The organism is Corynebacterium nasicanis (genome assembly GCF_042658165.1).
GTDB lineage: Bacteria > Actinomycetota > Actinomycetes > Mycobacteriales > Mycobacteriaceae > Corynebacterium > Corynebacterium nasicanis.
The window spans coordinates 270,890-290,110 of the sequence record NZ_JBHSQE010000009.1 but is presented as its reverse complement, the minus strand read 5'-3'; the positions used below and the strand labels follow the sequence as shown (position 1 = coordinate 290,110).

The following is a 19,221-nucleotide window of genomic DNA, read 5'->3' as shown; positions in this document are numbered from 1 at the left end:
CCCGAATCAAAAAGGGGATCCCGCGCACCCGTCAGAGCTCGCTGACCCTTGCTGCATTCCTGCCCTGGGGGAGTTCACAAGATAAACGCCGCACGGGATCCTGCGGACAACTCTAACCCATCCCGGCCCGCGGGAGCCAACTGCGCCGCTTATCGACGCCCCTGACCTGCAATTTGTGTTTCCGGCCCGATGTTGTGTACTGTTTCACGAGAACACAGCGACCACGGTTGCAGTGCTCAGGAGGATTCGACTAGCGGCCTATGTCACACGCCTGGAACGCGTGCGGGTAGCAATACCCTCGTGGGTTCAAATCCCACATCCTCCGCCAAGTGTTTTGAGTCAGGCCCTCACCAGGGAAGTTGTTCCCGGTGAGGGCCTGACTCTTTGCCGGGTCCGCCCGCCGGGCTGACTTCAACGCCCGAATTCAGCCCCCTCCTGGGGAAACGCTCAGGCGATGTCAGCTCGGCGGCCGCCGGGTACCTAGGAACCGATCTCCTCCAGGAGGTGATCGGACTGGTCGGGGAAGATGAACTTGTAGGTGACACCAGCGATGGCGGCGCCGAGCAGCGGGGCGAGGAAGAAGGCCCAGACCTGCATGAGGGGCTCGGAACCCGCGTAGACGGCGACGCCGAGGGAGCGGGCCGGGTTGACGGAGGTGTTGGAGATCGGGATGGACACCAGGTGGATGAGGGTCAGCGCGAGGCCGATGGCGACCGGCGCGAAGCCCTGCGGGGCGCGGCGGTCGGTGGCGCCGAGGATGATGTAGAGGAAGATCGCGGTGAGCACGGTCTCGGCGATGAGGACGGCAGCCAGGGAGTAGCCGTTCGGGGAGAGGTCGCCGTAACCGTTCGTCGCGAAGCCGGATTCAACGGCGGAGAAGCCCTCCTTGCCGGAGGCGATGAGGTAGAGCACACCGCCAGCGGCCACGCCACCGACGAGCTGGGCCAGCCAGTAGGGGACGACGGCCGCGGGCTCGACGCGCCCGGCGAGGACGGCGCCGAGGGTGACGGCGGGGTTGAAGTGGCCGCCGGAGATGTGGCCGACGGCGTAGGCCATGGTCAGCACGGTGAGGCCGAAGGCGAGGGCGACGCCGAGGAAGCCGATGCCCATGTTGACGTTCGGGTTGTCGCCGCTGAGGACGGAGGCGGCGAAGATGGCGCTGCCGGCGCCACCGAAGACGAGGACGAAGGTCCCGAGGAATTCTGCCGCGAGACGCGGAACGAGGTTTTTCTGCATGACGGGGATCTTAGTCCCCGTTAAGAGTTCCGCGACTCCAGGTCGCGGACACGCGCGCGCAGCTCCTTCTCGCGCTGCCAGCGGACGGAGACGTCGCGGAGGATGGCGGCGATGCCCTCGATGCGGCCGGTGGGATCGGTAAGCATCGTGATGGTGAACTCCAGCGACATGGTGGAGCCGTCCTTGTGCAGGCCAGGCACGGCGAGAGGTGTGGCGCCGTAGCGGGTCTCGCCGGTCTCCATGACCCGCTCCCACCCCTGCCAGTGCACCGCGCGGTGCTTCTCCGGGATGATGAGGTCGAGGTTGCGGCCCACCGCCTCTGCGGCAGTCCACCCGAAGATGCGCTCCGCCCCGGCGTTCCACAGCTGAATGTCACCTGAGCGGTCGCAGTAGATGACCGCGTCGAGCGTGTCGGCGATGATACGCGCGGCTATTTTCTCCTGGTTCATACGGATAAATCTACGCGAGTGATCAGCGCCACACCAGGGGTTCGCGCGGGAGATCCGCCGGATCGAAGGCATCCCGCAGCTTGAGCAGGGTGTTCACGCCCGGGTAGCCGAGCGAGGCGGCGAGCTTCTCGACGACGCGGTGCACCGGCTCGTCGAGAAGCATCTCCCGCAGCGTCACGGCGCCGTCCCGCTTGGCCAGGCGCTGGCCCTGCGCGTTGACCACCAGCGGCACGTGGGCGTATTCGGGCACCTCCAGACCCAGCAGGGTCGCCAGATAGGCCTGCCGCGGGGTGCTGGAGAGCAGGTCATCGCCGCGCACGACCTGGTCGATGCCCTGGAACCCGTCGTCGACGACGACGGCCAGGTTGTAGGCCCAGTCCGGGGCCTGCCCGCCGCGCCGGAGGACGAAATCGTCGACCTCCGTGGTGTAGTCGCCGTGGTAGAAGTCGCGGATGGTGAACTCGTCGACGTCGGCACGCAGGCGCAGCGCCGGGGTGCGCCCCTCCTGCGCGAGAGCCTGCCGCCGCTGCTCCCGCTCCCCCTCCGACAGGTCCCGGCAGGTCCCCGGGTAGGACCCGGCGGGAGTGTGCGGGGCGCGGGCCGAATCCTGGATGTCCTTCCGCGAGCAGTAGCACTCGTAGACGAGGCCGCGCGCGGTGAGCATGTCCAGCGCCCGCTGATACGCCGGGAAGCGCTCCGACTGATAGAGGATGTCGCCGTCGAAGGTCAGGCCGAGGGTGAGCAGGTCGTCGATCTGGCGGTGCGCCGAGTCGATCGTCGACCGCTGCGTGTCGATGTCCTCCACCCGCAGCAGGAACGTCCGGCCCGTGCGCCGGGCGAAGAGCCAGGCGATGAGTCCGGTGCGGAGGTTGCCGAAGTGCAGGTCTCCGGAAGGCGACGGGGCGTAACGGCCGGCATGCTCACTCATGGTTCCAGGGTAGCGGGAATGACGGAACCCGCCCACGCTGCTGCGTGGACGGGTCGGTCAGGGGCGAAACCTACTCGCTGGAGAGCGAGGATCCCGAGGATCCACCTTCACCCGGGAGGCAGGCGTCGGCGATGACGCCGATGGCCAGCAGGCTGAGGGCGGCGACGCCCGCTCCGCCGAGGATGCGGACGGCATCCGGGCCGAGGGCTCCGTTGATCTGCTCCACGAGGCGGACGATCTCCGGGTTGTGGATACCGAGGCCGCGCTGCAGGTCGGTGTTCGCGCGCTGGAGCTGCGCCTGCAGCTGGCGGATCAGCGGGGACACCCCGGGGATCTCCATCTGGGAGGCGGCGGCCAGCGGGGCCAGCAGGACCAGCGGGGTGATGACGGCCCCGGCGGTCGCGATGCAACGACCGTCCACGGAGCTGCCGTCATCGCCACCCGGGGCGGTGCCCGGCTCGACGACCGTCACGTGTCCGTCGATGGTCTCGCTGGTGCCGTCGGGGTAGGTCACGCGCACGGGCACGACGATGTAGTCGCCGACCTTCGCGCCTGCCGGCGGGGTGACGGTGAGGGCACCGGTGGTGCGGTCGACCACGTAGGTCCACTCGTCGGAGACCGGGTCGGTCTGGGGCGCGTCCACGATCTCGTAGACGGTGCCGGCCGGCATGGTGAGGTCGTAGTTCTGCTGCAGCGTGATCGCCACCGCCGGGTGGGTCACCGCGTGGCGGTACCCGGGGTTGTGTGCCGCCGCCTGGTCGCCGAGGTTCACCGTGAAGCGCTCGCCGACGTTCCAGGAGACGTTGTAGGCCTCCCACTGGGCGTCGTCCTCGCGCGGGTTGGCGCGCAGCTGGATCTCCAGCGCGGTGCCGAGGGCGCGGGCCGCCGGGGGCAGGGAGACGGAGACGGTGCCGTCCGGGTTGACGGTCACGACAGCCCCCTCGACCGGGGTGTCCGTGCCGGGCAGATAGACGATGCCGCTCATGCGGGCGTGGTCCGTGGCGTCACCCTCGGTCACGCGGGCACCGGTGTCCTGCGGCGAGTTGTCGGCGACGACCGTCCGCGGGGCGTCAGCGGCGACCCCGAGCGGCTGGCAGTCGGCGTTCTCCTGCGGCCAGGGCAGCAGGGTGGTGGTGACGGTGAACTCCCCGTCGACCGAGGCGCCGTTGGCCAGCGCCCCAGCGGGACCCTGCACGTACCACAGGGCGGCGCTGGTCTGGTGCGCACCCCAGCCCACGGCCCGGGCGTTGAAGTCCCCGAGATCGGCCGTGAAGTTGCCGTTGGCACCCGGCACCGGGTCGAAGGCGTGGCTGATCGGGACGGTGAACAGGGTCGCCGGCAGCGGATCATTGTGGGGTCGGACCGAGTAGGTGCCCTCCCCACCGGTGGTGACGAAGGAGACGTTCGTGTCGGTCATCCACCGCTCGGCGTTACCGACCGCCCGGATGAAGGGGCGGAATCCGGGGGCGTCACCGGTCGCCCAATTCTGCACGCCGATGGCGAGGGTCCCGGGGATCGACTTGAGGTTCTGCCCACCGGCGGATCCCGGCACGTTGGACTTGGTCGACAGGGTCACGTCGCAGGTCCCGGCCGTTCCGTTGGGCGGTGTGACCGGGGTGGTCGGCAGCGCGGAGGCGGCCGGGGCGGTGAGGGCTGTCGTGGCAGCCAGGGCGAGGGCGGCTACGCCGGCCACAGAGCGGGAGAAAATCATGCAGACATTATGGATCAATGTCCGATCAATTTCCCCGGCTCCGCAGCCTTTCTACAGACTCACCCCCGCAAGACGCCGCGGAAAGTAGTTACCTACTGCAGAAACTCTGGACATAACAAGTGTCCTCCGGGGGTAGTCGCGCCGACACCCACCGGTATGCGACGATCTCCCCCGTGACTAACACCGAACCCGCACCTGGGCAGGGGATGACCGCCCGTGTCATCCCCCTGCAACGCACCTACTACCCGATCATCGTGGCGTTCTTCGTCGCGGTGTTCCTCATCTCCAACATCCTGGCCACCAAGGGCGTGGCCATCGGCCCGCTCATCACCGACGGCGCCTTCTTCCTCTTCCCGCTCGCCTACGTCCTCGGCGACGTCCTCGCCGAGTGTTACGGCTTCCGCGCCGCCCGGCGCGCCATCCTCACCGGCTTCGCGGTAACCCTGCTGGCCGTCGTCTCCTTCTACGTGGCCATCTGGCTGCCCGCCGCCGACTTCTACCCCTCCCAGTCCGAGTTCGCCCACGTCCTGGGCCTCGTGCCGCAGATCGTGCTGGCCTCGCTCGCCGGCTACCTCGTGGGGCAGCTGCTCAACTCGTGGGTGCTGGTGAAGATCAAGGAGCGCACGGGCGAGAAATCACTGTGGGCCCGCCTCATCGGCTCGACGGTGGTCGGCGAATTCGGCGACACCCTCCTGTTCTGCCTCATCGCCGCCCCGGTCATCGGTATCGCGACGGCCTCCGACCTCCTCAACTACGTGGTCGTCGGCTTCCTCTGGAAGACGCTCATCGAGGTGGCCCTCCTGCCTGTGACCTACGCCGTCATCGGCTGGGTGAAAAAGCGCGAGGGTTACTGACGCTTGCTGGCGTAGTAACGCCCCATGAACTCCGCGCGGTAATCCTCGAAGTACCCGCCCTCGATGGACGCGCGGATGTTGTCCACCAGCCGGATCATGAAACTGAGGTTGTGGATGGTGCACAGCGTCATCCCGAGGAACTCGTTCGCCTTGAACAGATGCCGCAGGTAGGCCCGCGAATAGTTCTCCGAGACGTAGCCGCCGAACTCCTCGTCGATGCCCCGGAAATCCCTCTTGAACCCGGCGTTGACGAGGTTGAGCCGCCCGTCGAGGGTGTACACACCACCCCGGCGCGCCAGGCGGGTGGGCGCCACGCAGTCGAAGGTGTCCGCCCCGGCCTCGACGGCCGTGAAGATGTCGTCCGGCTCGGAGATGCCCAGCAGATGCCGGGGCTTATCGACGGGCAGCTCATCGCACACCCACCCCACGATCGTGCCCAGGTTCTCCTTCTCCAGCGCACCACCGATGCCGTAGCCCCCGAAGCCACGCTGCCCGGCGGCGACGCGGGCGTCGGAAAGCGAGACGAGATCACGGGTGGCCTGGCGACGCAGGTCCTCGTACTGCGCGCCCTGGACGACGCCCCACAGCGACTGCAACGGCCGACCGGTGCGCAGCTGCGTCTGCCGGTTGTGCTCGTCGATGCAGCGCTCCGCCCAGCGGTGGGTGCGGGCGACGGAGGCCTCCTGGTAGGCGCGGGTGTCCATGAGCGTGGTCAGCTCGTCGAAGGCGAAGATGATGTCCGCGCCGAGCTGATGCTGGATCTGCATGCTGATCTCGGGCGTGAAGCGGTGCCGAGAGCCGTCGATGAAGCTGACGAAGTCGACGCCGTCCTCGTCGACGCGCGCCATGTTCTTCTTCTCGCGGCCCCAGTCCTGGCCGTCCTTCTGCTCCATGGTGAGGGTCTTCTGGAAGCCCACGCCCTGGCTCATCACCTGGAATCCGCCGGAATCGGTGTAGGTGGGGCCGGACCAGTTCTCGAAACGCCCCACTCCCCCGGCCTCGTCGACGATGTCGGCGCCCGGCTGCAGGTAGAGGTGGTAGGCGTTGGACAGGATCGCCTGCGCCCCGGTCTGGGTGATCTGCTCCGGGGTGAGCGTCTTCACGGTGGCCTTCGTGGCGACCGGGATGAACGCCGGGGTGGCGATGTCCCCGTGGGGCGTGTGGATGACACCCGTGCGCCCGTGCCGGCCGGGGCCGGAGGCGAGTTCGGTGCCGAGCGTGAATGACAGGTCCGTCATGGGGTGACCTTCTCCATTTCCTTGCGATGCTGCAGTTCAGCGGCGTGCCTTTCCTCCCACTCCTTCTCCAGGGCGGTGCCCTCGATGTCCATGCGGGGGATGAGGCGGTTGAGCCAGCGGGGGATCCACCAGGTGGCGTTGCCCAGGAGGAACATCGTCGCCGGCACGAGCGCCATGCGGATGAAGAAGGCGTCGAAGAAGACGCCGACACCGAGGGCGAAGCCGAAGATCTGGATGAAGGGCAACGGCTGGTCGATGAACGCGATGAACACCGCGATCATGATGAGCGCGGCGGCGGTGACCACGCGGGCGCCGCGGGTGAAACCGACAATGGTGGATTCCTCCACCGCGTCGAGGCGGGACACGGAACGCGGGACGTCCGGGTCGGGGTCGGCGTGGGCCTTCACGCGCAGGTTGATGTAGTGCTCCCGCATGCGGGTGACCAGGAATACCTGGTAATCCATCGCCAGGCCGAAGGTGACGCCGATGAGGAAGATGGGCATGAAGGAGATGAGCGGCGCGGGGGTGTTCACCAGGTCCCACAGCCCCTCCTGCCACACGAGCACCGTCAGGCCGAAGGCCGCGCCCACCGACAACAGGAACCCGAGCCCGGCGACGAGCGGCACCATGACCGAACGGAACACGCCGAGCAGGAGGAAGATCGCCAGCCCGACGACGATGCCCAGGTAGATCGGCATCGCGCCGGAGAGCCGTTCCGTGATGTCCATCTGCACGGCGGTCAGGCCGGTGAGGCCGATGTCCGCGCCGGTGGCGTCCGCGATCTGCTCACCCTGTTCGCGCAGCGCGTGGGAGACCTGGATGGTGTACTGCTCGTCGGGCCCGGTGAAGGGGGTCACCAGGATCTGCGCGGCGTTGGTGTCCGCGTTCATGTCGATGAGCTGGGCGTGGCGCACCCCGCCCACGTTCTTCAGCTGGCCGACGGTGTACAGGTAGGAGCTGGTCTCCGCCGCTTCTCGACGATCCACCGACTCCCCCTGCGCCTGCACGAGAGGCGCCAGGGCCGGGGCGTCCGGGTTGACGTTGTCGGCGTCGACGATGACGAGGAAGGGCGCGTTGACGCCGGCCCCGAAGCCCTCGGCCATGAGGTCGGCGGACTTGCGCTGCGTGGTGTCGCGGTTGGAGGTGGAGTCCGAGGGCAGCGAGAGCTCCATGGACAACACGGGGTAGGTCATCGCCCCGAGGGAGAGCACGACGACGGCCATGACCAGCCCGGGGGCGCGGCGCACAAAGCGGATCCAGCGGTTGCCCATGGTGGGCCGGGCGCGGCGGCGCCTGCGGTTGCCGGCCACGAAGGGCACGCGCCACCTGAAGGTGCGGTCGCCGAGCACCCCGAGCAGCGCCGGGATGAAGGTGAGCGCCACGAGCACGGCGACGAAGACGGTGAAGGCCGCCGACAGGCCCATGGCCGTGAGGAACTCGATGTTGACGATGGTCAGCGCCGCCAGCGCGATGATGACCGTGGCACCCGCGAACACGACGGCGGAACCGGCGGTGCCCACGGCCATGCCGGCGGCCTCGTCGGCGGGCATCCGCTCCCTCTCCGCCCGGTAGCGGGAGAGGATGAACAGGGCGTAGTCGATGCCCACGGCCAGGCCGATCATCACTGCGAGGACGGGGGTGATGTTGTTCAGTTCGACGAAGGCGGTGGCGATCATGATGACCAGCGCGCCGATACCCACGCCGATGACCGCGGTGAGCACGGGCAGCCCGGCGGCGATGAGGGAACCGAAGGTGACGATGAGCACCACGAACGCGATCGCCAGGCCGATGATCTCACTCGTCGTCTTCACCGTGATGGGGTCGCCGAAACCGGCGCCGCCGGCCTCGACCTCGATGCCCTGCTCACGCCCCATGTCCATGGCGGCGTTGACCACCTTGCGGTGTTCATCGGTGACGTCCATGGAGGAGGCGACGTCGATGGTGAAGGTGGTGTAGCCGATCCGGCCGTCGTCGGAGAGCATCCGCAGGTTGTAGGCGTCATCCCGGGCGGTCTCCTCGGGCAGCCCCTGGGCGGTCATCTGGTCGATGATCCCCTGCTGGAGCTGGGGTGAGACGACGACGGGGTTGCCGAAACGTTCCGTGCCGGTGAGGTCCGGCAGCGTCTCCCGGATGTGGTCCACCACCCGGTCGATCGCCGCCGAATTCTCCGGATCCGCCAGCTGTTCCCCTTCGGGAGCGGCGAAGACGACGGTGACGCTCGCCGCGTTGACGGGGTTGCCCCCTTCGGGGAACTTCTGCACCAGGAGCTTGGTCGCGTCGATCGAGGGGGTGCCGCCGATGGAGAACTCGTTGGAGAAGGGCTTCTGCAGCGCGGCGGCGGCGCCGGCGACACCGGCGAGCGTCACCAGCCACAGGAGGATGACGATCCACTTGCGGTGAAAGGACCAACGGCCCAGCTTGAACAGAAATTTAGCCACGGTAAATGGGCTTCCTCAGGTGGGAGACAACCAAACACGGCCAGTCTACCGAGCACCCCGGACATGAACGAAGGCCCCGACCGGGAGTCGGGGCCTTCAGCTGCGGTGGCGGAGGGATTTGAACCCTCGGTTGGGGGTTACCCAACAATCGCTTTCGAGGCGATCACCTTCGGCCGCTCGGACACGCCACCTTGTTCGGGTCGAAGAGACGACCTCGGTCAAGACTAAACGAGCGTGTCGCGGCCTGCCAAATTAGTGCTCGCGCTTGGCGTCCTGCGCGGAGCCCAGGATGCGGTCCCCGGCCTCCTTGACGCTGTCGCCGGCCTCCTTGACACCTTCCTTGATGTCGGCCTTGGTCTGGTCGGCCTTGCCCTCGGCCTCGAGGCGCTCGTTGTCGGTCAGCTTGCCGACACCCTCCTTGATCTTGCCGCCGAGCTTCTCTGCCTTGTCACCGATGCTCATGTCATGACCTTTCTGTAGGTGTGATGTGCGTCCCACTGTAATGACACATGCCGGACCGCGCATAACATCACCGTAACGATTCGAAGAAGCCCGCCAGCAGCGCCGCACACTCCTCCTCGAGCACCCCGCCGCGCACCTCCGGGCGATGGAGTTGGCCGGGGGCCCGGACGGCGTCGATAAGCGAGCCGCAGGCGCCGGTCTTCGGCTCCCACGCCCCGAAGATGAGCTCGCCCACCCGCGCGCCCAACACCGCGCCCGCGCACATCGTGCACGGCTCGAGTGTCACCACGAGCGTGCAGCCGCTCAGGCGCCACGCATCGCCATGCTTCTCGACGCCCCTCCGAATCGCCAGCACCTCCGCATGCGCGGTGGGATCACTATCGGCCTCGCGCCGATTCGTCGCGGCCGCCAGTTCGCTGCCGTCCGGGCCGAAGAGGACTGCGCCCACCGGCACGTCCCCCGCCGGCGTCGTCCGCGCCACCTCCAGCGCGCGCCGCATGAGGCGCTCCGCCCGGACCAGACCACTCTCGGGGGGCAGAATCAATCCTCGAGCCCCGCCGCCGCGCTGAGCTCCTCGGCGAAGCCCAGCTCCTCCGCGATCCGCAACAGCTGCTGGGAGGGCCACAGGTCATCGTCGTCCGCGATGACGCCGAGCACCTCCTCGCTCAGGCCGATATCGGTGAGCAGCTCGAAATCCCCGTCCGGCCACCCGTCGACGTCATCGAGCTCATCCGGGTCGAGATCAGGGATCTCCGCGTCGAGCTCGGTGAGGATCTCCGCCGCGAAATCATCGTCCACCGCCATCGTCGCGTCGGACACCAGCGCCTGCACACCGTTCGGCGTGGGGCGGACGATGACGAAATAGTCGTCGTCGACGCACAGCAACGCGAACGCCGGACCCTCGCTCCGCAGGGCGCGCACCGCCCGGACGGAGGTCTGCAGAGAGGAGAAATCATCCTCGTAGGCGCGCACCTGCCACTGACCGTCGAGACGCGTGACGGTGACGGCGAAGCTCGGGCCGTACTCCTCGTGTTCCATACCGGTGAGACTAGTCGCGTTGTGGGACACTTGTCAGGTGACCTCGACGAACGTTACCCGCCCCATCTGCATCCTCGGCCTGGGCCTCATCGGCGGCTCCCTCCTGCGCGACCTCGCGGCCCGCGGAGTCGACGTGTACGGCTACAACCGCTCCGGCGCCGGCGCCCGCGCCGCCCGCGAGGCCGGTTTCGACGCCTCCGACGACTTCATCGCCACCCTGCAGCGCGCCGAGCAGGACAAGGCCCTCATCGTCATGGCGGCCCCCATGCCCGCCATCCCCGGCATGCTCGACGCCATCGTTGACCACGCCCCCTCCTGCGGCTTCACCGACGTCGTCTCCGTGAAATCCGAGGTGTACACCCTGGTGAAGGAGCGCGGCCTGCAGGACCGCTACGTCGGCGGACACCCCATGGCCGGCACCGCCGACTCCGGCTGGTCCGCCTCCCAGGAAGGCCTGTTCACCCGCGCCGCCTGGGTGATCACCTACGACCACGCCCCCGACGCCTCCGACGAATGGATCTCCCTGTGGACCGACGTGGTCCTCATGATCCGCGCCGTCGGCGCCGACGCCATCCCCGCCCGCGTCGAACACCACGACGCCGCCGTCGCCCGCATCTCCCACCTCGTCCACGTCTTCGCCGAGGTGCTCGCCATCGTCGGCGACAACGGCGGCGCCCTCGCCCAGTCCCTCGCCGCCGGCAGCTTCCGCGACTCCACCCGCGTCGCCGGTACCCAGCCCTCGCTGGTGCGCGCCATGTGCGAGACCAACGCCGACGCCGTCGTCACCGCCCTCGACGAGGCGCTCGACCTGCTTAACGACGCCCGCGCCTCCCTCGCCAAGCCCCGCCCCGACATCTCCCAGCTGGCCGACGCCGGCTACGCCGCCCGCGTTCGCTTCGAGGCCCGCCACGGCGCCCGCGGGGAATCCGTCTCCCCCGTGAAGATCTCCTCCCGGCCGCTGCTGCGCCTGCACCCCGGCGCCGCCGGGTGGGTCGGGCAGCTGGTGCAGGCGGAGTCGCTGGGCGCGCGGATCGACATTTTCTAGGCCCCGGTCGGGCGGGGCGTCGAGAAGCAAAGAGACCGGCCACCTTGCGGTGGCCGGTCCTGTTGTGCGCCCGGAGGGATTCGAACCCCCAACCTTCTGATCCGTAGTCAGATGCTCTATCCGTTGAGCTACGGGCGCTTGCTGTCCGGCTGCTGCCGTGCAACGAAAAGTAACATTACACGGCAGCTGTCGGAAGCGACAAATCAGCAGCTCACAGCCGTTTTAGACGATGAGACCGAAGACCGGCACGGCGATGAAGTAGGACGCCAGGGTGATGAGGACAACCGCGATGAGGTTGAGCCAGATACCGCCCTTGATCATGTCGCCGATCTTGACGTAGCCCGAGCCGAAGGCGATGGCGTTCGGCGGGGTCGCCACCGGCAGCATGAACGCACAGGTGGCGGACAGGGCGACCGGGATGGTGAGCAGCAGGACGTTCATCTCGGTGGCCCCGGTGAGGCCGATACCGACGGCGACGCCACCCATGATGGGCAGGAAGGTCGCGGCAGTGGCGGTGTTGGAGGTGAACTCGGTGAGCACGAGCACCAGCAGGGCGACGGCGCCGATGAGCAGGAAGGTGGGCAGGACCTGCAGGCCCTTGGCCACCTCACCGATCCACAGGGACAGGCCGGTGTTGGTGAACATGGCGGACAGCGAGAGGCCGCCTCCGAAGAGGAGCAGGACGTCCCAGGGCAGTTCGTTGGCGGTCTTCCAGTCGAGGAGGCGGACGCCGGTCTTGCCGTCGGCGGGGATGGTGAACATCAGCAGGCCGGCGATGACGCCGACGATGGCGTCGTTGTAGGCCAGGGTGGAGCCGGTCCAGTCCATGATCAGCGGGATGAACACCCAGGACAGGGCGGCGGCGACGAAGATGATGGTCACGAGGATCTGCGGGCGGGTCCAGGGACCCATCTTCTTGATCTCCTCGCGGATGAGCTCACGGCCGCCCGGGATCTCGTCCATCTCCGGCTTGAACACGGTGACCAGGACGAGCCAGGCGATGATCGTGAAGACCACGGCCACCGGCACGCCGACCATCATCCACTGGCCGAAGCCGATGACGACGCCGTGGGCCTCGCTCATGTAGCCGGCCAGCAGGGCGTTCGGCGGGGTACCGATGAGGGTGCCCAGGGAGCCGATCGACGCCGCGTAGGCGATGGCCAGCATGAGGGCGGTGGCGAACTTCTTCTGCTTGCGCATGCCGCCGACGAGGCCGGCCGTCAGGGAGAGCACGGACAGGCCGATGGGCAGCATGACAACGGCGGTCGCGGTGTTGGACACCCACATGGAGAGGAAGCCGGTGGCGATCATGAAGCCGAGGACCAGGCGCTTCGGGCTGGTACCCACGGCCATGACCACAGCGAGAGCCATCCGGCGGTGGACGTTCCAGCGCTGCAGACCCAGGGCCAGGAGGAAGCCACCGAGGAAGAGGAAGATGGTGGCGCTGGCGTAGGGGGAGCCGACCTGGGCGAACGTGGCGACGTTGGCCAGGGGGAACACCGCGATGGGGATGAGGGCGGTGGCGGCCAGGGGGATGGCCTCGGTCATCCACCACACGGCCATCCAGATGGTGGTGGCCGCGACGATGCGCATCGCCATGTGGTTGTACTCGACCTCGGGGTCCGCGCCGGAGGACTGCAGGACGGTCTCCGCGGCATTGTTGGGGAAGAGGAAGAAGACGAGGGCCGCCAGGGCCAGGCCGAGGATGATACCGAACGCCTGGCGGTACCACTCGCGGGGATCGCGGGACTCGGTGAGGTCGCCGGGGGTCGGCTCGACCTGGACCTCGTCCTTTCGGGTCTCCACGTCGGAGTGAGGAGTGCTCATGGTGGGTGCACGATCCTTCTGCTGTGTGTTTGTGGACAGGAATGTGTGAAGTACTCGCCTCATAAGAAAGCACTTCCTATGTGCTACATAAATGGAAGGCCACACAATTGGCCAATCCTGTGCGGCAGGCCACTGAACTGAGAAATCCCACGTTCACCTGGCGAAACATGCCCCCAACAAAGAGAAACTCCCCCCTGTCCGGGGGGAGTGGGAACTAATTCGGGGGTGACCCCGCAGAGCGGGGCTCCTTAGAGCCCGAGCACCGACTTGGCGATGAGGAAGTAGATGATGAGACCCGTGGCATCCGAGAGCGTCGAGATGAACGGGTTGGAGAACACCGCCGGATCCGCCCCCACCTTCTTGGCGATGATCGGCATGACCCCGCCCACCGTCGCCGAGAACGTACACACCAGCAGCAGGGTCGACCCGATGACCAGACCGATGTCGAGGCCGTAGACGAGCGTCGCCAGCACGAAACCCAGCGCGCCGAGCACCGCGCCGAGCAGCAAGCCCACCCGGATCTCGCGCCACGCCACGGCGGCGACGTCCCGGGGACGCACATCGCCGAGGGCGAGGGCACGCGTGACGGTCGTCGCCGCCTGGTTGCCCGTGTTGCCGCCGGTGCCGGTGAGCAGGGGGATGAACAGGCTGAGCACCACCGCCGCGGCGAGGGTGTCCTCGAAGGTGTCGAGCACCTGGACGGTGAGCAGCGCGGACACCGCCAGCACCAGCAGCCACACGATGCGCGACTTCACGATCTTCACCAGCGGCGTCGACAGATAGGGCTGCTGCAGCGGCTCGTGGGCGCCGGAACGGGCGGTGTCCTCGGAATCCGCCTCCTCGAGGATGTCGGCGGCGTCATCGAAGGTGAGCATGCCGACGAGCCGCTCGGACTCGTCGACCACCGGCATCGCCAGCATGTCCAGGGGCACGAACCAGCGGGCGGTGGCCTCCTCCTCGTCCTGCGCGTGCGCGAACACCGGCGTGACCATGAGATCGGTCACCGGCGTGGCCCCCTCCGCCGTGAACAGGTCCCGCAGCGAGGTGACGCCCACGAGCTTCCGGTCCCGCGTGATGATGGGCAGCGTGTAGATCGTCTCCACGTTGTGCGCCACCCGCCGCAGCTTCTGCAGGATCTCCTCGGCGTTCATGTCGTCGTAGATGTGCGGCACCTCCGGCGACATCCGCCGCCCGATCGACCCCTTGGGGTAGCCCAGGACGACGCCGGTGATGTCCCGCTCCGTCGGGTCGAGCGTGCGCATGAAGCGCTCGGCGATCTCGGCGGGGAGCTCGTCGAGAAGCGACACCCGGTCGTCGGGATCGAGCTCGCCGAAGAATTCGGTGACGGACTCGTCGCCGAGGGCGTCGATGAGATCCGCCTGGTGGGCGGCGTCGAGGGCGTCGAACACCTCGATCGCCCGCCGCCGCGACAGCAGACGCAGAACGACGGCCGCGCGCGTCGCCGAGGAACGCTCGACGAGCGCGACCACGTCCCGGATGGGAGGTTCATCCAGCAGCACCGACAGCTCGGCCGCCCGTTCCGGCGTCACGGCTTCGTCAGCACGGATGATCCGCTCAAGCTTTTCCAGCATGGTGACCTCACTCATCTCGACACCGGCACTATCCGCTGGTCAAGGCTACCGCATGCGGATCAGGAGCTGATCTGGAAGGACCCACCCTGCGGGTCGGCGACCGTCGCGATGCGCCCGAAAGGCGTGTCCACGGGTCCATCAAGCACCGTGCCGCCGAGCTCACGCAGCTTCTCGACGCTCGCGTCCACGTCCTCCACCACCACATACGCCCGCCAGTAGCTCGGGACGCCCGGCGGCAGGAAGCTGTCGGCTTCGCACAGGCCGGCCGCGGAGGTCGCGCCGTAGCGGATGTCGCCGCTCGGACCGTCTGCGGGCTGCCCGTCCTCCCCGATGTAGCCGATCTGCCACCCGGCAACCTCCCGGTAGAAGGCCTCGGCGGCGTCGAAATCCCTGGTCATAGACTCGAACCAGGCGGGGAAACCGGGACCGTTGTCACGCACGAAGCCTTCGAAACTGCCCACCTCCCACAGCCCGAGACCCGCGCCGGCAGGGTCGAAGATGACGGCCATGCGGCCGAGCTCACCGACTTCCATGGCTGGCACCACGACGGTGCCACCGTGCGCGGTGGTCGCCTCCAGCGCCGCATCCAGGTCATCGACCTTGAGATAGACAGTCCACGCCGTCGGGTACTGCGGCTCCTCGGTGGGACCGTCCGGCCCCATGAGCGAACTCATCGCGCCGCCGACGGGCTTCCCGTCGCGGGTGATGATGCGGTAGCCGCCGAACTCCTCGCCCTGATCCTGGAATTCCCAGCCCAGGAGCTCGCGGTAGAAGGTGGCTGCGGCCTCGATGTCGTCGGTGGACAGGTCCATCCAGACGGGGTCGCCGTGGTTGATGGTCATGGGGATCCTCTCGCTGAGGGAATGCGCCACGGCTGTGTGCGCGGTCACAATCCTACGCCCTCGTCGAATTCACGCGGGCGAGATGGCACCTTTTCCCGGGCCCAACCCACTGAAGTCGACCGGGTGAATTCGACGGCGCCGGGGCAGGTGGGGCAGGTTGGGCAGGACCGGCCCGCGCTACCCGCCGGCGAAAGGCGGCAACACATCCACGCGCGAAGCACCGGCGAGGGAGGCGGTGCGGGGTGAGTTGCGGCCGTCGATAAGAAAGGTGCAGCGTTCCAGCACCTCGGCGAAGCTCATGCCGGCGTCGGTGCGACCGGTGAGGGTGGTGGCGCGGGCGTCGAGAAGTTCGCCGAGCGTGGCGGGAACGTCGGTGATGGTCTCGGAGTCGCATCCGGCGGCGGCGCGGGCGGCGGCGAAATAGTGAATTTCCACGGCTCCAGTCTGCATTAGCATGGTCCGCATGCGCACTCCCGAGGATCACGCCGCCGCCGTCGCTGCGGTGCTGCCGGCGCGCGGCACCGAGACCGTCGCCCTCGGCCAGGCTCTCGGCCGCCTCCTGGCCAGGCCCTTCCATGCGCTCGCCGATTCGCCGCTGTTCGATAATTCCCAGATGGACGGCTTCGCCCTGCCCTCCACCGGTGGCACCTATGAGGTCGGCCCCACCATCGCCGCCGGGCAGGACCCCGAGGAGCTGTACCCGGACGGACTGGGCGAGCGGGCGGCGCCGATCATGACGGGAGCGAAGATCCCCCGCGGCACCGTGGCCATCGTCGCGGTCGAGGTCTGCGAGCCCCCGGAGTTCCCCGCCCCGGGTGCGCAGCTGCGCACTCCGCCCGCGCCGGAAGGGCAGTATATTCGCCGGGCAGGAATCGATGTCAGAGCAGGTCAGCCGCTTATCAGTGCCCCCGTAGCCCTCACCCCCCTCCACCTCGGCGTCCTCGCCGGCCAAGGAGTGCGCGAGGTGGAGGTACGGGAGCGGGCGCGCGTGCTCCTGTGCACCGGCGGCGCGGAGGTCGGGGCGGAAGGCGCGGCGGGTATCCCGGATGTCAATACCCCGCTGCTGCGCGCGCTGTGTGAGCGGGCGGGTATCGATGTCTGCGGCGTCATCGCCACCGACGATGACCCGGCCGCGCTGTCCCGCAGGCTGGCCGCGGGTGCCGAGAAGCACCGGCCCACCGCCATCATCACCTCCGGTGGGATCTCCGCCGGGAAATTCGAGGTCGTCCGCCGCGTGCTCGACGGGGGCTGGTTCGGCGGCGTGGCCCAGCAACCGGGCGGCCCGCAGGGGATCTCGATATTCCACGGCGTGCCCGTCATCTCCCTGCCCGGCAACCCGATCTCCACGCTCGTCAGCTTCCGACTCTTCGTCGCCCCGCTGCTCGGGCACGCCCCGGAGCCTTATACGCTGCCGCTCGCCGCGGATGCCCCCGGGCTGCCCGGGCGCGCGCAGTTCCTCCGCGGCACCCACGCCGCCCGGGCCCACCCCCTCGGCGGTGCCGGGTCCCATTTCCTCGGGCAGGCCGCCGACGCCACCTGCCTCATCCGTATCCCCGCCGGCGGCGCGTCGGCCGGCGACAGCGTCACCGTCTACCCGCTCTAGGAGTCCGCATGAGAACAGGCCTGGTCATCGTCGCCTCCACGCGCGCGGCGGCGGGTACCTACCCCGACCGTTCGGGGCCTCTCGCCGTCGAGTTCCTCCGCCGCCTGGGCCTGGACACCCCGGACGCCCGCGTCGTCGCGGACGTCGACATTCCCGCGGCCGTCGAGAAGGCCCTCGCGGAGCGGCCGGCCGTCCTGCTCACCTCGGGCGGCACGGGCGTCACCCCGGACGACCGCACGGTGGAGGCCGTTGCCGCGCACCTCGACCGCGAGCTGCCCGGCATCGTCCACGCCTTCTTCGCCCGCGGCCTGGCATCCACCCCCACCGCCGCCCTGTCCCGGGCGGTGGCCGGCCTCGCGGGGGGCACCTTCGTCATGACCCTGCCCGGCTCCACCGGCGGGGTCCGCGACGGGTGCGCCGTCCTCGCCCCCCTCCTCCCCCACCTCCTCGACCAGCTGGAAGGCCGCCATGAGCACTGACCCTTCGTATGTCGCCACGCAGACCCACCAGGTCATCGGCGCGCACCTCACCCACCATCCCCTCGAGGCGCTGCTGGCGGAGGCCCGCCTGGAGACCATGACCGACGCCATGGGGGCGCTCGTGGTGTTCGAGGGCATCGTCCGCGATCATGACGGCGGGGAGCAGGTCCGCGCCCTCACCTACACCGCCCACCCGAGTGCGCAGGAGGTGTTGACGGCGGTGGCGCAGGGGGTCGTCGACAAGCATCGTGAGGTGCGCCTGTGGACGGCCCACCGCACCGGCGACCTGCAGATCGGCGACCTCGCGTTCGCGGTCGCCGTCGCCTCCGCCCACCGGGCCGCTGCCTTCGCCGCCGCCGCCGAGCTGGCGGACCGCGTCAAGGCGGAGGTGCCGATCTGGAAGGAACAGGAACTTCTCCACGGCCCCTCCCGCTGGGTCGGCCTCGAATGAGCCGCTACCAGCGCCAGGAGACGCTCATCGGGGATCGTCAACGCCTGCTTATCGACGCCCACGTCGCCGTCGTCGGCGCCGGCGGCCTCGGTTCGCCCGCGCTGCTGTACCTCGCCGGGGCCGGCGTCGGGCGGATCACGATCATCGACGACGACGTCATCGAGACCTCCAACCTGCACCGCCAGATCATCCACACCGATGAGCGCGTGGGCCACCTCAAGGCAGCCTCGGCGCGCGAGTCGCTGCTGGCGCTCAACCCGGAGGTGCAGGTGGACCTGGTGACGGAGCGCCTCACCTGGCCGCGGGCGCTGCAGGTGCTCGACGGTGCCGACGTGGTCCTCGACGGCGCCGACAACTTCCCCACCCGCCACGTCGTCTCCGCGGCGTGCGCGCGACTCGGCATCCCGCATGTGTGGGCCTCGATCCTGGGTTACGACGCCCAGCTCTCCGTCTTCCACGCCGACCACGGACCCGTCTACGAGGACCTCTTCCCCACCCCGCCCCCGCCGGGTTCCGTGCCCAACTGCGCGCAGGCCGGGGTCCTCGGGCCCGTGGTCGGGGTCGTCGGTTCGGCGCTGGCGGTGGAGGCGTTGAAGCTGCTCACGGGGTTGGGCGAACCGCTCATCGGCACCGTCGGCTACTATTCCTCGCTCACCGGACGGTGGGAATATATCCCCGTCGCCGGCGCCCCGGAGACCGTCGAGCGGCTGCGTGCCGACGGCCCGCCAGTCATCGTCATACCCGAGATCAGCGAGGTTCCCCCCGGCGCCGTGCTTATCGACGTCCGCGAACCCCCCGAAACCGCCCTCGGCACCATTCCCGGGGCGGTGTGCATCCCCTTGGCGGACGTCCTCGCCGGGGCCCAGGTTCCTGCGGGTGAACTCGTGGTCTACTGCGCCGCCGGGGTGCGTTCCGCCCGGGCGGTGGAGGCCCTGCTCGCCCGGGGCGTGCCAGCGGTGAGCCTGCGGGGCGGCTACGAGAGGTGGCGGCAGGACGGCGCGAGGCGTCGATAAGCAAAGGGACCGGCC

Annotated in this window: 19 protein-coding genes, 3 tRNA genes and 1 other RNA gene; 7 read left to right on the top strand and 16 right to left on the bottom strand. The window is 68.7% G+C overall.

Features of this window, described 5'->3' with window-relative positions:
- Positions 1–8 precede the first annotated feature (8 nt).
- Positions 9–105: signal recognition particle sRNA small type (gene ffs, locus ACFPUZ_RS10075), an RNA gene on the bottom strand.
- Positions 106–239: 134 nt separating this feature from the next.
- Between ffs and ACFPUZ_RS10070 the strand changes: the two genes are divergently transcribed.
- Positions 240–328 (top strand) — tRNA-Ser (locus ACFPUZ_RS10070).
- Positions 329–480: 152 nt separating this feature from the next.
- Here the strand turns inward: ACFPUZ_RS10070 and aqpZ are convergent.
- The 4 genes from aqpZ to ACFPUZ_RS10050 form a co-directional block, all read right to left on the bottom strand.
- Positions 481–1,236, bottom strand: a complete 756-nt coding sequence (gene aqpZ, locus ACFPUZ_RS10065; protein WP_377001777.1) for an aquaporin Z — start codon at positions 1,234–1,236, stop codon at positions 481–483.
- Between the two features lie 20 nt (positions 1,237–1,256).
- Complete coding sequence (locus ACFPUZ_RS10060) at positions 1,257–1,685, bottom strand: PAS domain-containing protein (protein WP_377001776.1); 429 nt, start codon at positions 1,683–1,685, stop codon at positions 1,257–1,259.
- Positions 1,686–1,707: 22 nt separating this feature from the next.
- The gene (gene gluQRS / locus ACFPUZ_RS10055) at positions 1,708–2,613 is read right to left on the bottom strand and encodes a tRNA glutamyl-Q(34) synthetase GluQRS (RefSeq protein ID WP_377001775.1); all 906 of its coding nucleotides are present in this window, start codon (positions 2,611–2,613) and stop codon (positions 1,708–1,710) included.
- Between the two features lie 70 nt (positions 2,614–2,683).
- Positions 2,684–4,324, bottom strand: a complete 1,641-nt coding sequence (locus tag ACFPUZ_RS10050) for a Rib/alpha-like domain-containing protein (protein WP_377001774.1) — start codon at positions 4,322–4,324, stop codon at positions 2,684–2,686.
- A gap of 206 nt (positions 4,325–4,530) precedes the next feature.
- Here ACFPUZ_RS10050 and ACFPUZ_RS10045 point away from each other — a divergent pair, with 206 nt between their 5' ends.
- A complete protein-coding gene (locus ACFPUZ_RS10045; protein ID WP_377002256.1) occupies positions 4,531–5,178 on the top strand; it encodes a queuosine precursor transporter in 648 nt (215 codons plus the stop codon).
- Here the strand turns inward: ACFPUZ_RS10045 and tgt are convergent.
- From tgt to ACFPUZ_RS10015, 6 genes are all read right to left on the bottom strand, one after another.
- On the bottom strand, positions 5,172–6,416 hold the full coding sequence (gene tgt / locus ACFPUZ_RS10040; protein WP_377001773.1) for a tRNA guanosine(34) transglycosylase Tgt: 1,245 nt from the start codon (positions 6,414–6,416) through the stop codon (positions 5,172–5,174). The two genes, ACFPUZ_RS10045 and tgt, sit on opposite strands and share 7 nt — an antisense overlap.
- Positions 6,413–8,854 carry an MMPL family transporter gene (locus ACFPUZ_RS10035; protein ID WP_377001772.1) on the bottom strand — a complete coding sequence of 814 codons (2,442 nt, stop codon included), beginning with the start codon at positions 8,852–8,854 and terminating at the stop codon, positions 6,413–6,415. Before ACFPUZ_RS10035 ends, tgt begins: the two co-directional genes overlap by 4 nt.
- 103 nt (positions 8,855–8,957) lie before the next feature.
- A tRNA-Ser gene (locus tag ACFPUZ_RS10030) sits at positions 8,958–9,045 on the bottom strand.
- Positions 9,046–9,106: 61 nt separating this feature from the next.
- The gene (locus ACFPUZ_RS10025; RefSeq protein ID WP_377001771.1) at positions 9,107–9,316 is read right to left on the bottom strand and encodes a CsbD family protein; all 210 of its coding nucleotides are present in this window, start codon (positions 9,314–9,316) and stop codon (positions 9,107–9,109) included.
- 67 nt (positions 9,317–9,383) lie between these two features.
- Positions 9,384–9,815 carry a nucleoside deaminase gene (locus ACFPUZ_RS10020; RefSeq protein ID WP_377002255.1) on the bottom strand — a complete coding sequence of 144 codons (432 nt, stop codon included), beginning with the start codon at positions 9,813–9,815 and terminating at the stop codon, positions 9,384–9,386.
- A 41-nt stretch (positions 9,816–9,856) separates the two neighbouring features.
- A complete protein-coding gene (locus ACFPUZ_RS10015) occupies positions 9,857–10,354 on the bottom strand; it encodes a tRNA adenosine deaminase-associated protein (protein ID WP_377001770.1) in 498 nt (165 codons plus the stop codon).
- 37 nt (positions 10,355–10,391) lie between these two features.
- Between ACFPUZ_RS10015 and ACFPUZ_RS10010 the strand changes: the two genes are divergently transcribed.
- On the top strand, positions 10,392–11,399 hold the full coding sequence (locus ACFPUZ_RS10010; RefSeq protein ID WP_377001769.1) for a prephenate dehydrogenase: 1,008 nt from the start codon (positions 10,392–10,394) through the stop codon (positions 11,397–11,399).
- Between the two features lie 65 nt (positions 11,400–11,464).
- Here ACFPUZ_RS10010 and ACFPUZ_RS10005 read toward each other — a convergent pair.
- The 5 genes from ACFPUZ_RS10005 to ACFPUZ_RS09985 form a co-directional block, all read right to left on the bottom strand.
- A tRNA-Arg gene (locus ACFPUZ_RS10005) sits at positions 11,465–11,537 on the bottom strand.
- Positions 11,538–11,621: 84 nt separating this feature from the next.
- A complete protein-coding gene (locus ACFPUZ_RS10000) occupies positions 11,622–13,226 on the bottom strand; it encodes an SLC13 family permease (RefSeq protein WP_377001768.1) in 1,605 nt (534 codons plus the stop codon).
- Positions 13,227–13,474: 248 nt separating this feature from the next.
- Entirely contained in the window at positions 13,475–14,833 is a 1,359-nt protein-coding gene (mgtE, locus tag ACFPUZ_RS09995) for a magnesium transporter (RefSeq protein ID WP_377001767.1), read from the bottom strand.
- 44 nt (positions 14,834–14,877) lie between these two features.
- Entirely contained in the window at positions 14,878–15,660 is a 783-nt protein-coding gene (locus tag ACFPUZ_RS09990) for a VOC family protein (protein WP_377001766.1), read from the bottom strand.
- Between the two features lie 177 nt (positions 15,661–15,837).
- Positions 15,838–16,095: a MoaD/ThiS family protein gene (locus ACFPUZ_RS09985; RefSeq protein WP_377001765.1), complete on the bottom strand. Its 258-nt coding sequence runs from the start codon at positions 16,093–16,095 to the stop codon at positions 15,838–15,840.
- A gap of 28 nt (positions 16,096–16,123) precedes the next feature.
- Between ACFPUZ_RS09985 and ACFPUZ_RS09980 the strand changes: the two genes are divergently transcribed.
- From ACFPUZ_RS09980 to ACFPUZ_RS09965, 4 genes are read left to right on the top strand one after another with little or no spacing between them, the layout of a single operon-like run.
- Positions 16,124–17,263, top strand: a complete 1,140-nt coding sequence (locus tag ACFPUZ_RS09980; protein WP_377001764.1) for a molybdopterin molybdotransferase MoeA — start codon at positions 16,124–16,126, stop codon at positions 17,261–17,263.
- An 8-nt stretch (positions 17,264–17,271) separates the two neighbouring features.
- Positions 17,272–17,742, top strand: a complete 471-nt coding sequence (locus tag ACFPUZ_RS09975; RefSeq protein ID WP_377001763.1) for a MogA/MoaB family molybdenum cofactor biosynthesis protein — start codon at positions 17,272–17,274, stop codon at positions 17,740–17,742.
- Positions 17,732–18,193, top strand: coding sequence for a molybdenum cofactor biosynthesis protein MoaE (locus ACFPUZ_RS09970; RefSeq protein WP_377001762.1), 462 nt, complete (start codon positions 17,732–17,734; stop codon positions 18,191–18,193). Before ACFPUZ_RS09975 ends, ACFPUZ_RS09970 begins: the two co-directional genes overlap by 11 nt.
- Positions 18,190–19,206 (top strand): ThiF family adenylyltransferase, encoded by a 1,017-nt coding sequence (locus ACFPUZ_RS09965; RefSeq protein ID WP_377001761.1) that lies wholly within the window; start codon positions 18,190–18,192, stop codon positions 19,204–19,206. Before ACFPUZ_RS09970 ends, ACFPUZ_RS09965 begins: the two co-directional genes overlap by 4 nt.
- Positions 19,207–19,221: the final 15 nt, after the last annotated feature.

Bases quoted from the DNA above. Each gene is read 5' to 3' on its own strand.
- ACFPUZ_RS09990 (WP_377001766.1), bottom strand. From the start codon at position 15,660: ATGACCATCAACCACGGCGACCCCGTCTGGATGGACCTGTCCACCGAC.
- ACFPUZ_RS09980 (WP_377001764.1), top strand. From the start codon at position 16,124: ATGCGCACTCCCGAGGATCACGCCGCCGCCGTCGCTGCGGTGCTGCCG.
- ACFPUZ_RS10000 (WP_377001768.1), bottom strand. From the start codon at position 13,226: ATGAGCACTCCTCACTCCGACGTGGAGACCCGAAAGGACGAGGTCCAG.
- gluQRS (WP_377001775.1), bottom strand. From the start codon at position 2,613: ATGAGTGAGCATGCCGGCCGTTACGCCCCGTCGCCTTCCGGAGACCTG.
- mgtE (WP_377001767.1), bottom strand. From the start codon at position 14,833: ATGAGTGAGGTCACCATGCTGGAAAAGCTTGAGCGGATCATCCGTGCT.
- ACFPUZ_RS10060 (WP_377001776.1), bottom strand. From the start codon at position 1,685: ATGAACCAGGAGAAAATAGCCGCGCGTATCATCGCCGACACGCTCGAC.
- ACFPUZ_RS09975 (WP_377001763.1), top strand. From the start codon at position 17,272: ATGAGAACAGGCCTGGTCATCGTCGCCTCCACGCGCGCGGCGGCGGGT.
- tgt (WP_377001773.1), bottom strand. From the start codon at position 6,416: ATGACGGACCTGTCATTCACGCTCGGCACCGAACTCGCCTCCGGCCCC.
- ACFPUZ_RS09970 (WP_377001762.1), top strand. From the start codon at position 17,732: ATGAGCACTGACCCTTCGTATGTCGCCACGCAGACCCACCAGGTCATC.
- ACFPUZ_RS10045 (WP_377002256.1), top strand. From the start codon at position 4,531: ATGACCGCCCGTGTCATCCCCCTGCAACGCACCTACTACCCGATCATC.
- ACFPUZ_RS10015 (WP_377001770.1), bottom strand. From the start codon at position 10,354: ATGGAACACGAGGAGTACGGCCCGAGCTTCGCCGTCACCGTCACGCGT.
- ACFPUZ_RS10020 (WP_377002255.1), bottom strand. From the start codon at position 9,815: ATGCGGCGCGCGCTGGAGGTGGCGCGGACGACGCCGGCGGGGGACGTG.
- aqpZ (WP_377001777.1), bottom strand. From the start codon at position 1,236: ATGCAGAAAAACCTCGTTCCGCGTCTCGCGGCAGAATTCCTCGGGACC.
- ACFPUZ_RS09965 (WP_377001761.1), top strand. From the start codon at position 18,190: ATGAGCCGCTACCAGCGCCAGGAGACGCTCATCGGGGATCGTCAACGC.
- ACFPUZ_RS10025 (WP_377001771.1), bottom strand. From the start codon at position 9,316: ATGAGCATCGGTGACAAGGCAGAGAAGCTCGGCGGCAAGATCAAGGAG.
- ACFPUZ_RS10050 (WP_377001774.1), bottom strand. From the start codon at position 4,324: ATGATTTTCTCCCGCTCTGTGGCCGGCGTAGCCGCCCTCGCCCTGGCT.